The sequence below is a fragment of the Vibrio sp. QJM3NY_39 genome, assembly GCF_057785895.1.
This window is the reverse complement of record NZ_CM173506.1, coordinates 1557614-1571975: the sequence shown is the minus strand read 5'-3', so window position 1 is coordinate 1571975 and position 14362 is coordinate 1557614. Positions and strand designations below refer to the sequence as shown.

The window sequence follows — 14362 nt, the reverse complement described above, 5'->3', positions numbered from 1 at the left end:
AAACGTAGCTCTTCTAAGTGAGCTAGCCAAAGATCGCAGATCTTAACTAAGATCCTTCGTTAGATTAAAGATGCTTCACGCGGCGTTTAACTTCTTCTTGCTTACCGAAGTTAAATGGTCGTGCATCTGGGCTACCAAGGTAACCACATACACGGCGTGTTACCGACACTTTGGTTGAGTCATGGTTGCCACACTTAGGACACGTAAAGCCCTTACTTGTACAGTCAAACTCTCCGTTGTATCCACACTCGTAACATTCATCAATCGGCGTGTTGGTGCCGTAGTAAGGAACACGTGTGTAGCTGTAATCCCATACGTTTTCTAGTGCTTCGATGTTCTTCTGCATGTTCGGGAATTCGCCGTAACAGATAAAACCACCACTAGAGATTTCAGGATAAGGCATCTCGAAATCGATCTTGTCGTATGGGTTCACTTTCTTCTGCACGTCTAAGTGGAAGCTGTTTGTGTAGTAACCACGGTCTGTCACGCCATCAATCACACCAAACTCTTTGGTATCAATGCTGCAGAAACGGCTGCATAGGTTTTCACTTGGTGTGCCGTATAGGCTGAACGCGTAACCTGTTTCTTTGGTCCAAGATTCCACTTCACGCTTCATGTACTCCACTAACTCAAGCGCTTTAGCACGCATTTCGCCGTCGTCATACAGGTGAACATCTGTGCCGTAAAGCGCAGTCATTGCTTCGTGGATACCAATGTAGCCGAGAGAAACAGAAGCACGGCCGTTCTTGAAGATATCGGCAATAGAGTCGTCCGCTTTCAAGCGAACACCACATGCACCTTCCATATATAGGATTGGAGCAACACGTGCTTTGACGTTTTCTAGACGAGAGATACGAGTCTCTAGAGCACGACGAGCCAGCTTCAATTTTTCATCAAGCAGTTCGTAGAACTTAACCATATCTTGCTTCGCGTTAATCGCGATACGTGGCAAGTTGAGGCTAACTACACCTAAGTTGTTACGGCCTTCGTGAATCAACTCACCATTTTCTTCGTAAGTATTCAAGAAGCTACGGCAACCCATAGGCGTTTTAAATGACCCTGTCACTTCTACTACTTTGTCGTAGTTAAGAATGTCTGGGTACATACGCTTAGACGCACACTCAAGCGCCAATTGCTTGATGTCGTAGTTTGGATCTTGCTTCTGGTGGTTCAAACCATCTTTGATTGCAAACACCAGTTTAGGGAATACCGCTGTTTTGCGGTTCTTACCCAAACCTGCAATGCGGTTTTTCAAAATAGATTGCTGGATAAGTTTCGAACCCCAGCTTTCGCCTAGACCAAAACCAAACGTAACGAATGGAGTTTGGCCATTAGCCGTGTGTAGCGTGTTTACTTCGTATTCCAGAGATTGGAACGCGTCGTAACACTCTTTCTCGGTACGAGAGATAGCAAAAGCTTCTGGGCTATGAATGTCCCACTCTTTCGCTAGTGATAAATGCTTCTCGTAGCTCGCCATAACGTAAGGCTCTAGAACCTCATCGATACGGTTAATCGTAGTACCGCCATAGATGTGGCTCGCGACTTGCGCGATGATCTGCGCGGTTACCGCTGTTGCTGTAGAAATAGACTTAGGCGTGTCGATCTCCGCGTTACCCATCTTGAAGCCATGCGTTAACATGCCTTTCAAGTCGATAAGCATACAGTTAAACATTGGGAAGAACGGTGCGTAGTCTAGATCGTGGTAATGAATGTCACCACACTCGTGAGCTTGTACGATGTCACGCGGCAAAATGTGAGTTTTTGCATAGTGTTTAGCCACGATACCCGCCAGCAAATCACGCTGAGTTGGGATTACTTTACCGTCTTTGTTGGCATTCTCATTGATCAGATCAACATTGCTTTCTTCGATCAAACCTTCGATCTCACGAGTTAAAGCGCTTTGCTTTTCACGTGCGATGTCTCGGTCATGACGATATTCAATGTAGGCACGAGCCAGAGACTTATACGGTCCCTGCATTAGCTCATTCTCGACCAAAGTCTGAATTTCAGAAATATGAACTTCATCGTAGTCTTCGAGCTTCAACTCAACTGCTAATGCCACATTCAGAGCATAAATAGCAATTTCCTTATCGGCTTTGTCTGATGCTGCTTCCACTGCAGCTTGGATACGATCTCTACTGAATGGAGCTCTTGAGCCATCACGCTTGATTACGATTGATTTCACCACTTCTCCTTACTCTTGAGGTATTCACAGACTTATCCACAAACACACTATATAGAGCGATTTATCGTTTAACTAACACTAGATATTGTGGCGTATTTAACGAGAACCACCAACTTTGAGTATTGATTTGGATCAATAAAACGCGCACGCTGAACAAGATAAATCCAATATTATTACGTGAGTTCTCAAGTCGAAAAGAAACAATGTAACAATAAAAAAACTGCTAAAAAGAGTTGAATTTTTGGTAAGTGTTGTAGGATAACGGCTCAACTATATTGGACACCAAAATTAGGGATATTTGGGATGAAACGACTTCAAAAGTGGATAATGTTAGCTTGCTTACTCAGTAGCCAGACATTTGCTGAACCTTTGACCATATCCAGTTGGAATATCGAATGGTTATCAACCAACGAGGCTGTGAATAAGTTTTCTTCCAAACGAAACCAAGCAGATTTCGATAAACTCGAACAGTATTTCCAATCCTTAAATGCGGATGTGGTCGCTTTTCAAGAAGTCGATGACATCAATGCCATTCAACGCATCGCCGGCGCTCAATACAAAATATTGATGTCTGATCGTTCATTGCCCAAAAACAGTAACCGACAATTCAAAGAAGTGAACCAATATACGGGCTTCGCGGTTCGTAAAGGAATCGCTCTCACTGACTACGCTGACTTTCCTCTGGAAACGAGTGCTAACAGCAAGCTCAGATTTGCCAGTTATATGGTTGTGGAAACGGATTCAAATCCAATTCACATGTTGTCAGTGCACTTAAAGGCGGGTTGCAGCGGCGCTTACAAGTCGAACCGTGACTGTTCAATACTTAAAGACCAAGCTAAGCAACTGAATAAGTGGATACAGCAAAGAGAACGTAATGGTGAAGACTACGCGATTCTAGGCGATTTCAACCACAACCTATCCTATTCAAGAGATTGGATGTGGAAAGATATGACGCAAAATACCGATGCCCAGTTGGCAACAAGAAAAACTCGAGCAGATTGTAAGGTGCGCTCAAACCGCAACAATCATCGCACACACCAGTTCCGTTCGGTGATTGATCATATTGTTGTGAGCAAGTCCTTGGATGCCTCTCCTGCGAAGCAAAAGGTATTTGAAACGCAAGATGTTCTGGACTACAAACTCAGTGACCACTGCCCTGTTTCAACGACTATTAAATAGTAGATTTTAGATAACGGCAGATTGTAGATAAGTGCAAATAATAGAAAACAGTAGATATAGAAAGAGGCTGACTGGCTTTTACTGAAAGCGGGCCAGCCTCTCTGTTTGGTCAGATAAGATCGAATCCTCTCAGCCATGCAATAAATGGTAGGCGTACTGCTAGCAACCTTTATTGGTTCGACCCGCTAGCCACATCCCCACCAGCATACTTAAGACGAACAGCCATACCGTAGGGTTACCGCCACTAAGGCTGGTTACTGCAGGCCCCGGGCAAAAGCCTGCAATCCCCCAGCCTAAGCCAAACGCTGTAGAGCCAAGAATCAGCTTTCTGTCTATCAACGGATTGTTACGGCTATCTAACGGCTCGCCATTAATCGCTTTAGCGCGCTTTTTAATGACCAAATGATAAAACGGTGCAAAGACCAATAGCGCGCCACCCATAACGAATGCCAAACTAATGTCCCAGTTACCGGTAATGTCTAAGAAGCCGAGTACCTTCTCAGGATAAACCATGCCTGAGATAATCATTCCTGACCCAAACAGAATACCTGCGACCAAACCGACAACGATAGTAAATGAAGCGTTTTTCATTATGCCCCCAAGCCAATCAGATTCTTGATAAACACGGTTACGATTGCCACGCCCATAAATACGCAGGTCGCAACAATAGAACGTTTAGATAAACGAGCCATTCCCACAATGCCATGGCCGCTAGTACAACCATTTGCTGTTTTAGTACCAAAGCCAACCAAAAGACCAGCAATAATGACTAAAACGAAATTCATCTCTTCTAACTGTGGAAGTTGATAGCCTGTCGGGATTAATAGCCAACCACTTATGACCATTCCCACAACAAAGGCGATGCGCCAGTGCTTTTCGGTCTTCTCAACGTTGTTGTCCGTACCTGATTGAGAAGCCTTGCTTGCACTATTGTTCGAACCTGATGGCAATAGTCGGCTAACAATACCGCTGATTCCTGCTACTCGCCCTATGCCTAACATAAGTATAATTGCCGAAGCACCTAACAACATGCCACCGAACAATGCATCCCAAGGTATTAAACCCATCACCGACCTCTCCTATCCACAAACATCATAAACTCATAACAAACTATAAATTAGAGTTTACTAATAAATGTAAATTAGTCAATGCTAATGTAGAGCTAGTATGTTTCGTTTTGTAAGTCTGGAATAGAAAGCGTCCCGCATGAAAAAAGCCCCTAGGCGTTAACCTAAGGGCTTATTATTTGATTCGGTTATATTTTATCAGCTACTTAGTCTTGTTCTTTTCAGCTATCCACTGCGACATGTACTTGGTGCTCGCCATGCTGTGGTGCTTGAGCATCGAACCAAAGAAGTTATCTAGTCGATGAGATTCAAGTTCAGACTCTAACGCCGTTAATCGCTCAATCAATGCGTCGCCGAGTTGATTCTGCTCGTAGTGCGCTTCAAGGATTGAATGACACTGGCTTTGTGCCTTAAGCCACTTCTCTTCATCTTTGTATAGACCGACAGCTTGTTCAACAAACTCGTCGATATCATCAGCAACCGCACCCGGCCATTGCAGTTCACCTTGCGGTAGCATGCCTTCACTGCCGATCTCGCTGGTTACATTCGGAGTTTGCAGCTTCATCGCATCAAGCAACTTACCTTTAATGCCAGCGCCAAAACGTAATGGAGCAACACAAACACGCGCATCTTCCATCACTTCTTGAGCATCTTTAGCCCAACCTTTGATATGGAAACCGGTTTTAGGGTTGTGTAATGCGGTCGCTTTTGGCGGCGGATACGATCCATAAATATGAAGTTCAGTGTCAGGTAGCTGTTTGCGAATCTTCGGCCAAATCTTCTGTAACTGCAGCACAGCATCCCAGTTAGGTGCGTGTCTAAAATTGCCTATCGTCATGAAATTCTTACGTTCTTCAAAGCTTTTCGTGCTTTCAGGTAGCGTATTAAGATCAACCATGAAAGGCAGATGATGAAGCAGTTTTGGATCGATATTGAACTCAGATTGAAGAAGTTCCATCTCGTAACTTGAAATGATCAACGAAAGATCACAGCGTAGAATCGCGGCAATTTCACGTTTCGCTAAGTCACTGTACAAATGCGCTTTGGTCAGTTCAGTCTCTTTCTTAACAGCTTCATGGCGCGCGTTACGTAGGAACTGTAAATCTTCAGTATCCAGTAACTTAAATGCATTCGGGCATACTTTCTCAACACGCCAACCAAACTGCTCTTCCATCATAAAACGGTCGAACATCACGACATCGGGTTGCAGCTCTTCAATGTATTGGTCAAAGCTGTCGCAATTCAACTGTATAGATTGGCTTGTGATGCCCTCTTCAGAAAGATCGATCATGTGCTCGGTTTCTTGAGCTGGCGTTGCAAATTCAACTGACCAACCTTGTCTCTTGAACAGGCGTAAAAGTGACATCATATGGCTACCCGCCGCCGATGAATTCGGTTCTGGCCAAACGTAGCCAATTGCTAAAACTTTCTTCAAAACACTTCCTAAGAAATAACAAAAGGGACTGTAGAAGTCCCTAATTAAACGTAAGTCGATTTATACCGCTGATTATAATTAGTTCTAAAAACTCAGCGATCAGATTCGCTCACCTATATTGCGAGCGATCATAAGTACTTCATCAGCAGAATACAGGTTTGAAATCGTGGTTTCGACTTCTGCACCCAACGTAGATTGATAAAGCTTTTGTGCAAAGTTGTCTGCTCTGGTGGTCACTAGCACGTGTTTGAGCGTCGAGCCTTGATCCGCCAAATGCTGTTTTACCTGCGGCAGGGAATCTAGAATCAGCGTTTTTCCCAATCCTTGCCCTTGCACGCTTGGTAACACGGCAAGTTGCTCTAGTTCTAAAACAGCTTCAGGTCTAAACCCGCTTTTCTGAACCCAGATGATGTAACCCAAGATCTCGCCTTCACTCTCCACAACAAAGTTAAGAAAACGCGGTGCAGCATTTAAGTTACATTGTAACCAACTTCTAGAGTGCTGTTGTCGAACAAATGCAGCTTGGTGGACTAAAGCCGCCTCATCAAGGTCGGCTTTAGTCATAAGACGTACTTTGACGACTGTACCCATCAGCGTTATTCGCTCGCTGAATTCGGGTGTGTTTTACAGTGTAAAATGGCTCTTTCTAGAAGCTCTAAAGCGGATTTATCAGCTTCTGGAAGCTTAGCATCTGATTGACCTAGCGGTTCAACACGGTTACCCCATTTAATGTGGCCAGCACCCCACGTTAAACCCGCACCAAACGCTGCAACAAGAATATTGTCGTTAGGCTTAACGAAACCTTGCTCTAGCGATTCACACAATGCGATTGGTACTGTCGCTGCGGATGTGTTGCCGTAATTTTGGATGTTAACAAACGCTTTCTCGCGATCGATACCCGCCATATCACAAAGGGTTTGAATAATTCGGATGTTCGCTTGGTGCGGAATCACAACGTCAATGTTGTCGGTTGAGATGCCTGTGCGACTCAAAACTGTGTGCGCCGCTGCGCCCATGCCTTTCACTGCGCGTTTGAAGATTTCTTTACCAACGAAATCAAAGTCCCAGTAACCGTTATCAGCCGCAAAGCGATCCATAGACGTACCGAATTTTGGTACCGCTAAAATATCGCGGCCTTCGGCGTCACAACCGATTTGAGCTTCTTGTAAGCCGACTTGTTCTTCAGTGCGAGATAGAACCACAGCGCCGGCTCCATCACCGAAAAGAACCGCGGTATCACGCTTAGTCCAATCAATGAAAAATGACAGGCGTTCTGCGCCTACAACGATCGCATTGCGGTAGTTACCCGCTTGAATCAGTCGAGTCGCCGTTTCGACACCGTAAATGAAGCCAGTACACGCTGCGTTAAGGTCGAAAGCCGCTGCACTCTTAATGCCTAAGTTCTGTTGAACCTTAGATGCGGTATTTGGAATAAGGGAATCTGGGCTGCACGTCGCGATGATCACGAGATCGATATCTTCGGCTGTTAGGCCAGCACACGCCATGGCATGTTTCGCTGCAACAGTCGCTAGCTCAGAGGTATTTACATGACTGATACGACGGTTTTCGATACCAGTTCGAGTTCGAATCCACTCGTCAGACGTATCAATGAAAGTGCTTAGATCATCATTGGACAGCACGGCTGGTGGTAGACACTTTCCCCAGCCAGTAATTTCGGCGTAAAATTTTGTCATCATTTACCTGTTTATTGTTTGTTTCTATTTAAGTATCGTATTCTAGTTTTAAACAGTATAAGCGCTCCGTGCGTGATTCGTAAATCGCGTTAGCAACGGAGTTACAATAAAAAGAGAAAGTTATGTCTACATTCAACACACGATGCCCTTCTTGTAATGGCGTAAACCGAGTTCCTTCAGAAAGAATTTCAGAAAGCCCAACTTGTGGTAAATGCAAAACAGCATTGCTCGATGGCGCTCCTATCGAGGGAACGTCACTTAATTTCCAATCTATATTGAACAGTTCACAGCCTGTGGTTGTCGATTTCTGGGCGACATGGTGTAACCCATGTGTGGGTTTTGCGCCAGTGTTCAGTGACGTTGCTAAAGAGCGCTCGGGAGATGTTCGATTCGTTAAGATTGATACTGAAGCTCAGCAGCAGCTTGCCGCGATGTACCAAGTCAGAAGTATTCCGACGGTAATGGTCTTTAAAGACGGTAAACGTGTCGATACGATTAACGGTGCGTTACCAAAAGGCCAATTTGATCAATGGCTTAATCAAGCTCTAACCAAGTAACACTATTGTTTAAGCTATTGATTAAACTATTGAATTAGCTTTTGCTTTGTTCTAAGTAAACACACAAAAATAGGTTAGAGAGTCTTATCAAATCAAGACTATCTAACCTACTGTTTTATTTATGGTTATCACTTAGCTTCTTGAATTAAACCACAGCTTCGCCTTTCGCTTGAATACTAGATTCTTGCTGACCTAACCCATATTCCTCTTTGATTTGATCTGCGATTTTTTCAGCAATCATAATGGTTGGCGCGTTGGTGTTTGCCCCAATCAATGTCGGCATCACAGAAGCATCAATGACTCTCAAATTATCCAATCCATAAACTTTAAGATCGTTATCTACCACGGCTAATGAATCACTACTAGGGCCCATTTTACAGGTCCCGACCGGGTGATACTGAGTGTCTGCACGGTTACGAATGTCTTGCTCGATAGCCTTGTCATCACTGGCGTCCACTGGGTAGAAAGCATTGCCACGGATGTCATCAAACGCCGAACTCTCTAACATTTGATACTGCTTCTTCCAGCCCTTAATCATAATCTCCATGTCTTCTGGATGGCTGAAAAACGCAGGGTCGATCTTAGGCGGATCATAAGGATCACTACTATTAAGCGTTACGGTTCCTATGCTTTTCGGTCGTAGCAAGGTGACGTGAGAGGTAAACCCATGACTGGTATGTATTTTTCGGGCGTGGTCATCTACCACAGCGACGACAAATACAAACTCTAAATCCGGCACGGCGATATGATCTTCTGAACATAGAAAGCCTATCCCTTCAGCAAAGTTGCTACTCATCTTGCCACGGCGTTCTTTGTGCCATAGCGGCAGAGCTTTGGTCATTTCAGAGGCCATTTGCAACGAGATACCGAAGGTTTCACGCTTTTCACTGCATTTGTACGAATGCACTAAGTCGATATGGTCTTGTAGGTTCTTACCTACTCCAGGCAATTCATGAACCTGTTCGATGCCATGCGTCTCTAGTTCAGCTTTAACGCCGACACCCGACAGTAACAGCAATTGGGGAGAACCAAATGCACCCGCAGATAAAATCACCTCTTTGTTGGCTCTGATCTGATAACGCTTCCCGTTAGAGCCATATTCAACCCCGACCGCCTTCTTGCCTTCAAACAAGACCTTATGCGTGGTGGCCTTGGTCACGACCGTTAGATTTGGTCTCGAAAGGTTTGGTGTTAAATAAGCCTTAGCAGCACTGCATCGTTCACCATTAATCTGAGTCACCTGAGTCGGCATCGCCCCAAACTGAGCCGCACCGTTGATGTCGTCATTACGAGGAATCCCTATCGACTCACACGCCGTTAAATAGCGTTCCAACATTGGACTTGGCGATCGAAGGTTAGCCACATTCAATGGACCACCTTGGCCGTGATACTCATCTTGGTGAACTTCGTTATTTTCTGCTTTCTTAAAGTAAGGCAGACACGATTCATAATCCCACCCAGTGTTACCCAAACTTTCCCATATATCGTAATCATAACGGTGCCCACGAGCGTACATCATGGCATTGATAGAACTAGAGCCGCCAAGTGTCTTACCTCTCGGTTGGTAACCTTTGCGGCCGTTCAAACCCGGTTGTTTAACGGTTTCAAAAGCCCAATTATTCAGTTTGGTTGGCATCATTGCCACAACGCCAACCGGTGTATGAATGAATGGGCTCGTATCTTTGCCGCCCGCTTCTAGTAAGCAAACAGTGACATTAGGATCTTCCGACAGCCGAGAAGCCATCACACACCCAGCCGAACCACCGCCAACAACAATAAAATCATAACTATCCATTTGCCATCTCCGCTATTTCTAGTGGGTGTAATTCGCGCTTCAAGATTTTTCCGGTTGCTGTCATGGGTAAGGCTTTACGAATGAATATCTTACGCGGATATTTGTAATCGGCCAATTGCTCACGACACCATGTTATCAGAGCTACACTATCACATTGCGTATGTTCGTGAAGCACCACATGGGCGTGAATCTCCTCGCCTAGGCGATCATGATGTTCACCCACCACCGCGACCATTTCGACATCAGGATGACACATCAATACTTCTTCGATTTCGCGCGGGTACACGTTGTAACCACCGCGGATGATCATGTCTTTAACGCGATCGACAATGAACAAGTTGCCGTGCTCATCGGTGCGTCCAATATCTCCAGTTAGGAACCAACCACCGTCTCTGATGGCTTCCGCCGTAGCTTCTGGCCTTTGATAGTAGCCTTTCATGACACTTGGACTTTTGATGCAGACTTCGCCCAATTCACCCATTGCAACAGAGTTACCTTGTATATCAGTGATCTTGATAAGGTGACCACACAAAGGTTGACCCACACTGCCAGACAATCGGTCACCATCAATATGATTAAAGGTCGCAACTGGCGCTGTTTCTGATAAACCATAGCCTTCTAATACTGGAAGCTCAAAGCGAGACTCAAACTGTCGAATAACCTCAAGTGGCATAGAAGCACCGCCAGAAACACCCAACCTCAAGCTGTGTTTAACCTGTTCAGAGCGTTTGCTTATTTCTAAACTACTAGAGGACTCTTCTCCCGCCTTTAATAGCGCGATATACATGGTTGGAACGCCCGCAAACACGCTGACTTTATGGTTAATGATCTGTTCGATCACCAGTGACGGTTCGAAACGCGGAATCAACACCATGGTCGACCCTGTTAGCACACTCGCGTTCATCATGACCGTTTGGCCGAAGCTATGGAATAAAGGCAGTGTGGCCATTGTGGTGTCGCTGTACTCCAATCGCATTAGATACTGTGACGACATCGCATTGGTTTGCATGTTGGTGTGGGAAAGCTCAGCCCCTTTTGGCTGACCTGTCGTACCTGAAGTATAAAGAATCACAGCGGTATCATCACCATGGCAAGCCACAGACTCAAACGAAGCCAAAGGTTGTTCTAACCAGTCAGTGATTGATTCATGCTGCTCGTTTCTTTCTGAAGTCGTGTCTGCGCCGGTTGGGATGGGTATCTCGACAAAGTGTTCACAATGGTTTGCCTGTTCGAAACCTTGTAAGCCATAGCGACCGATGGGCAGCTCTTCACTGCCCTCAAAGCATAAATAGGCTTTCGCGTCCGAGTCATTAAGGTGGTAAGCGATCTCTCTTGCTTTAAATAACACGTTTAAAGGCACCACGACGCAGCCTGCTTTCAGGATTCCATAATAGGCAATCGGGAAATACGTGACATTCGGACACGACAACGCGACCTTATCTCCTTTCTTGAGCCCCAGCCTCTTTAAATTAGCGGCGACGTTTCCAGAAAGTTGTTCCAACTGAGAGAAGCTGACTTCATCCGTCCCCATTCGTAGTGCGGCTTTAGTTGGGAAAAGCGAAGCGCTGCGCTCCAAGTTAACAGCAAGATTGTGCATCCATGATCTCCTTATTCGGCTTAGACCTATTAGTCACGGTCACCGTAGACGTTGTTGTGTTTTGTTTCGAATATGTGTTTAACCTATGTTCATTTACTCTTTGCTTTCGTTTCTAATCTATTGTTATTTCGACCCTATGCACACGTGTCCGTGTATTATTTATTAAATTACAACATTTCGATAACATTCCGCAAAGGTTGCAAAAAGACAAAAAACGGTGATATTCGGACATAATTGCAACACAGCCGACGAAAAGATGTTCGTGGTTAAGATAGAATAAGAACACTCAACAAGAGGCATATTATGGAATACACCGCAGTTTACGAACCGGATATGCAGGCATTTGGTATTCTTGATCTTCAACTATTGTCTCGCTATTTTTCATCATCCTTGACGGTCGATACGTTATTGAAAGGCAGTAACATCGATGAGTTCCAGCTTAATACGCCCGATACCCACATCACGCTCGCACAAAAATTAGCGGTGTTCAGTAACGCGCTTGAGAGTTCCAACGTAGAGGGGTTAGGGCTAAAAGTTGGACAGGAAGCCCGATTCAGTGATTTTGGTGTGTTGGGTTACGCAGTGTTCAGCAGTGAGACACTGTTAGACGCTCTTTTAATGGGCTTCAAATATCTGCGTCTTGCGGGCCCTGTTCTCAAGAAGACCATGTCCGTTGAACATCAAATCGGATACTTTCGCGCTGAGCAACTTATCGAGCTCGACTCTTTGTTGCCTTTCTGTTGTGAGTATTGGTTTTCCGCTATTCAAAGTTTGTGTGAAGAAGTGCTACAACAGCCGTTTCCCTCTCTTGTGATCCGCTTCCCTTACCCTAAACCAACTTATGGAGATCTCTATCAGGAGATTTTCCGTTGCCGTGTAGAGTTTGATTGCGAGCAGCTTGAGTGGCAGTTCGATGCAACAAGCCTATATTCACCTTTACCAACGGCTAACCCAATCACCTTACAAATGTGTTTAAAATCTTGTGACGACATGTTGGCTAGAGTCAGCGCGCCCACCAGCCTAAAAGAGAAGATCTCACAGATGTTTATTGAAAGGCCTGGCTGTTACCCTTCCATTGAAGCGCTATCCACAGAATTGGGAATGTCTTCTAGAACACTGCGTAGACACCTCAAAGCTGCAGACACGAGCTATCAGAAAATATTGGATCACGTGCGATTTCACCTCTCTAGGCACTATCTTTCATCGACGCATATGAGTATTGAAGAGATCTCCGATAGAGTCGGATTTTCAGACAGTGCGAACTTTCGACATGCCTTTCGTAAGTGGAGTGGAAGCTCGCCCAGACAATACCGAAAAGAAGTGGTCTAACACGATTAAACGCCCTAAATTAAAATCTGATGAATACAACGAATCTCTCTCCGTCTTTCAAATTAAATAGTCGTTTGAACAACGCTTTATCGGCTATTTAACCGCAGAAAATATCGCGAAAACATGAAATATCACAACGGTATTTTAGCCAACAAACACGATAGATTTCTTTTATCTTAACGACCATTTTTATTCGTTTTACCCAATTCGGTTTCTCCCCCATAGTCGCGGAAAATTCATCGTTTCTTTTACTATTTAGAGGCTCCTGCATTGGACAACATCCAACCAACAACTCGCATAACTGTTCCTGTTATTGCATTGTCTTTTTACGCGATCGCTTCAGGCTACTTAATGAGTTCATTACCATTAATGCTGTCTGAGTATGGCTTAGACAGTAATCTATCGAGTTGGTTGGCGAGTGCCTTTTATGCAGGTCTTTTAGCGGGTACGTTATTGATTGAGCGTGCGATCGCTCGCGTTGGTCACAAAGACGCGTTCGTCATTGCACTTAGCGTATTTATCGCCACGATTCTTGTATTACCGTTGGCGCCACATCAATCAGTTTGGTTGTTGGCTCGTTTCGTCGCGGGTGTCTCAGTCGCTGGGATCTTTGTGATTGTGGAATCTTGGCTAATGAGCGGTGAAGAATCTCAACGTGCGAAACGTTTAGGGGTTTACATGTGTTCGTTGTATGGCGGTTCGGCCGTTGGTCAACTTGGCATTGGATACCTTGGTATTACGGGTGGCGTGCCTTTCATCGCAATGTTCACCTTGCTGTTTGGAGCAATCATTGTATTGATGTACGGACAAGCAACAGCACCACAAATTCACGATGCGCAGTCTTTATCACTGAAACAAATCAGCAAGCTAAGTCACAGCGCTTTGATTGGCTGTATTGTTTCTGGGTTAACACTTGGGTCTATTTACGGATTGATGCCTGTAGAACTCGCTCAGCGCAACATCGCACACCAAGACATTGGCGGTTTGATGGCGTTAGTGATTATGGGTGGTATGGCCGTTCAACCGATGGTGACGTGGTTATCTCATCACATAGGACAAGTGTTATTAATGGCTCTGTTCTGCCTGCTAGGGGTTGCAAGCATTGGTGTGCTCACTATCAACCATGATTTTTACGTTCTTGGTATGAGCTTGTTTGTGTTAGGTATGGCGACATTTGCACTTTACCCAATTGCGATTAACTTGGGTTGTCGCAATTTAGACCCGAGCTACTTAGTTTCAGTGACTCAAGTTATGTTGTTGTGTTACAGCATCGGCTCTGTAGCAGGGCCATTGGTTGCAGATAGCTTTATGGATTCACAAGCAGGATTATTCACTTACCTGTTCGCGTCTCTACTCGCTACAACCATCTACATGCTAATTGCTAGCCTAAAGCGTTCTCCTCTACAGATTGCAGGCGAGTAAATCAAATAGATAGGCACAAGAACTGTATCACTAGGGCTCTTAGTTATGACTTCCCATCTAAATTAAGAGCCCTTTTTGTTTTATGTCGTCTGGAGGAAAGAT

Annotated in this window: 12 protein-coding genes; 4 read left to right on the top strand and 8 right to left on the bottom strand. The window is 44.9% G+C overall.

Features of this window, described 5'->3' with window-relative positions:
• Positions 1–64: 64 nt before the first annotated feature.
• Positions 65–2185 (bottom strand): anaerobic ribonucleoside-triphosphate reductase, encoded by a 2121-nt coding sequence (nrdD, locus tag AC3CHU_RS22880; protein WP_017081069.1) that lies wholly within the window; start codon positions 2183–2185, stop codon positions 65–67.
• A 303-nt stretch (positions 2186–2488) separates the two neighbouring features.
• Here nrdD and AC3CHU_RS22875 point away from each other — a divergent pair, with 303 nt between their 5' ends.
• A complete protein-coding gene (locus AC3CHU_RS22875; protein WP_171312806.1) occupies positions 2489–3364 on the top strand; it encodes an endonuclease/exonuclease/phosphatase family protein in 876 nt (291 codons plus the stop codon).
• 159 nt (positions 3365–3523) lie between these two features.
• Here the strand turns inward: AC3CHU_RS22875 and AC3CHU_RS22870 are convergent, their stop codons facing one another.
• The 5 genes from AC3CHU_RS22870 to AC3CHU_RS22850 all read right to left on the bottom strand — a co-directional run bounded on the left by AC3CHU_RS22870 (position 3524) and on the right by AC3CHU_RS22850 (position 7560).
• Positions 3524–3955: a DUF6691 family protein gene (locus tag AC3CHU_RS22870; protein WP_488519114.1), complete on the bottom strand. Its 432-nt coding sequence runs from the start codon at positions 3953–3955 to the stop codon at positions 3524–3526.
• Positions 3955–4431: a YeeE/YedE family protein gene (locus AC3CHU_RS22865; protein WP_488519656.1), complete on the bottom strand. Its 477-nt coding sequence runs from the start codon at positions 4429–4431 to the stop codon at positions 3955–3957. The genes AC3CHU_RS22870 and AC3CHU_RS22865 overlap by 1 nt, the downstream gene beginning before the upstream one ends.
• Before the next feature lie 202 nt (positions 4432–4633).
• The gene (locus AC3CHU_RS22860) at positions 4634–5866 is read right to left on the bottom strand and encodes a glycosyltransferase (RefSeq protein WP_488519113.1); all 1233 of its coding nucleotides are present in this window, start codon (positions 5864–5866) and stop codon (positions 4634–4636) included.
• Between the two features lie 99 nt (positions 5867–5965).
• Positions 5966–6430 carry a GNAT family N-acetyltransferase gene (locus tag AC3CHU_RS22855; RefSeq protein ID WP_488519112.1) on the bottom strand — a complete coding sequence of 155 codons (465 nt, stop codon included), beginning with the start codon at positions 6428–6430 and terminating at the stop codon, positions 5966–5968.
• Between the two features lie 32 nt (positions 6431–6462).
• Entirely contained in the window at positions 6463–7560 is a 1098-nt protein-coding gene (locus AC3CHU_RS22850) for a ketoacyl-ACP synthase III (protein WP_114635312.1), read from the bottom strand.
• A 122-nt stretch (positions 7561–7682) separates the two neighbouring features.
• Here AC3CHU_RS22850 and trxC point away from each other — a divergent pair, with 122 nt between their 5' ends.
• Entirely contained in the window at positions 7683–8117 is a 435-nt protein-coding gene (gene trxC / locus AC3CHU_RS22845) for a thioredoxin TrxC (protein ID WP_488525756.1), read from the top strand.
• 145 nt (positions 8118–8262) lie between these two features.
• On the opposite strand, the gene AC3CHU_RS22840 is transcribed toward trxC, so the two are convergent.
• Together AC3CHU_RS22840 and AC3CHU_RS22835 are read right to left on the bottom strand one after the other, a co-directional pair.
• Positions 8263–9912 carry a GMC family oxidoreductase gene (locus tag AC3CHU_RS22840; RefSeq protein ID WP_488519111.1) on the bottom strand — a complete coding sequence of 550 codons (1650 nt, stop codon included), beginning with the start codon at positions 9910–9912 and terminating at the stop codon, positions 8263–8265.
• Positions 9905–11509: a long-chain-fatty-acid--CoA ligase gene (locus AC3CHU_RS22835; protein ID WP_488525755.1), complete on the bottom strand. Its 1605-nt coding sequence runs from the start codon at positions 11507–11509 to the stop codon at positions 9905–9907. The genes AC3CHU_RS22840 and AC3CHU_RS22835 overlap by 8 nt, the downstream gene beginning before the upstream one ends.
• Positions 11510–11812: 303 nt before the next feature.
• Here AC3CHU_RS22835 and AC3CHU_RS22830 point away from each other — a divergent pair, with 303 nt between their 5' ends.
• The gene (locus tag AC3CHU_RS22830) at positions 11813–12838 is read left to right on the top strand and encodes an AraC family transcriptional regulator (protein WP_488525754.1); all 1026 of its coding nucleotides are present in this window, start codon (positions 11813–11815) and stop codon (positions 12836–12838) included.
• A 270-nt stretch (positions 12839–13108) separates the two neighbouring features.
• Positions 13109–14260: an MFS transporter gene (locus AC3CHU_RS22825; protein ID WP_017079268.1), complete on the top strand. Its 1152-nt coding sequence runs from the start codon at positions 13109–13111 to the stop codon at positions 14258–14260.
• The last annotated feature ends 102 nt before the right edge of the window (positions 14261–14362 follow it).

What these genes read in the sequence shown, in the direction of transcription:
- AC3CHU_RS22830 (WP_488525754.1), top strand. Translation starts at nt 11,813, where the DNA reads ATGGAATACACCGCAGTTTACGAACCGGATATGCAGGCATTTGGTATT.
- trxC (WP_488525756.1), top strand. Translation starts at nt 7,683, where the DNA reads ATGTCTACATTCAACACACGATGCCCTTCTTGTAATGGCGTAAACCGA.
- AC3CHU_RS22850 (WP_114635312.1), bottom strand. Translation starts at nt 7,560, where the DNA reads ATGACAAAATTTTACGCCGAAATTACTGGCTGGGGAAAGTGTCTACCA.
- AC3CHU_RS22875 (WP_171312806.1), top strand. Translation starts at nt 2,489, where the DNA reads ATGAAACGACTTCAAAAGTGGATAATGTTAGCTTGCTTACTCAGTAGC.
- AC3CHU_RS22855 (WP_488519112.1), bottom strand. Translation starts at nt 6,430, where the DNA reads ATGACTAAAGCCGACCTTGATGAGGCGGCTTTAGTCCACCAAGCTGCA.
- AC3CHU_RS22870 (WP_488519114.1), bottom strand. Translation starts at nt 3,955, where the DNA reads ATGAAAAACGCTTCATTTACTATCGTTGTCGGTTTGGTCGCAGGTATT.
- AC3CHU_RS22835 (WP_488525755.1), bottom strand. Translation starts at nt 11,509, where the DNA reads ATGCACAATCTTGCTGTTAACTTGGAGCGCAGCGCTTCGCTTTTCCCA.
- AC3CHU_RS22865 (WP_488519656.1), bottom strand. Translation starts at nt 4,431, where the DNA reads ATGGGTTTAATACCTTGGGATGCATTGTTCGGTGGCATGTTGTTAGGT.
- AC3CHU_RS22840 (WP_488519111.1), bottom strand. Translation starts at nt 9,912, where the DNA reads ATGGATAGTTATGATTTTATTGTTGTTGGCGGTGGTTCGGCTGGGTGT.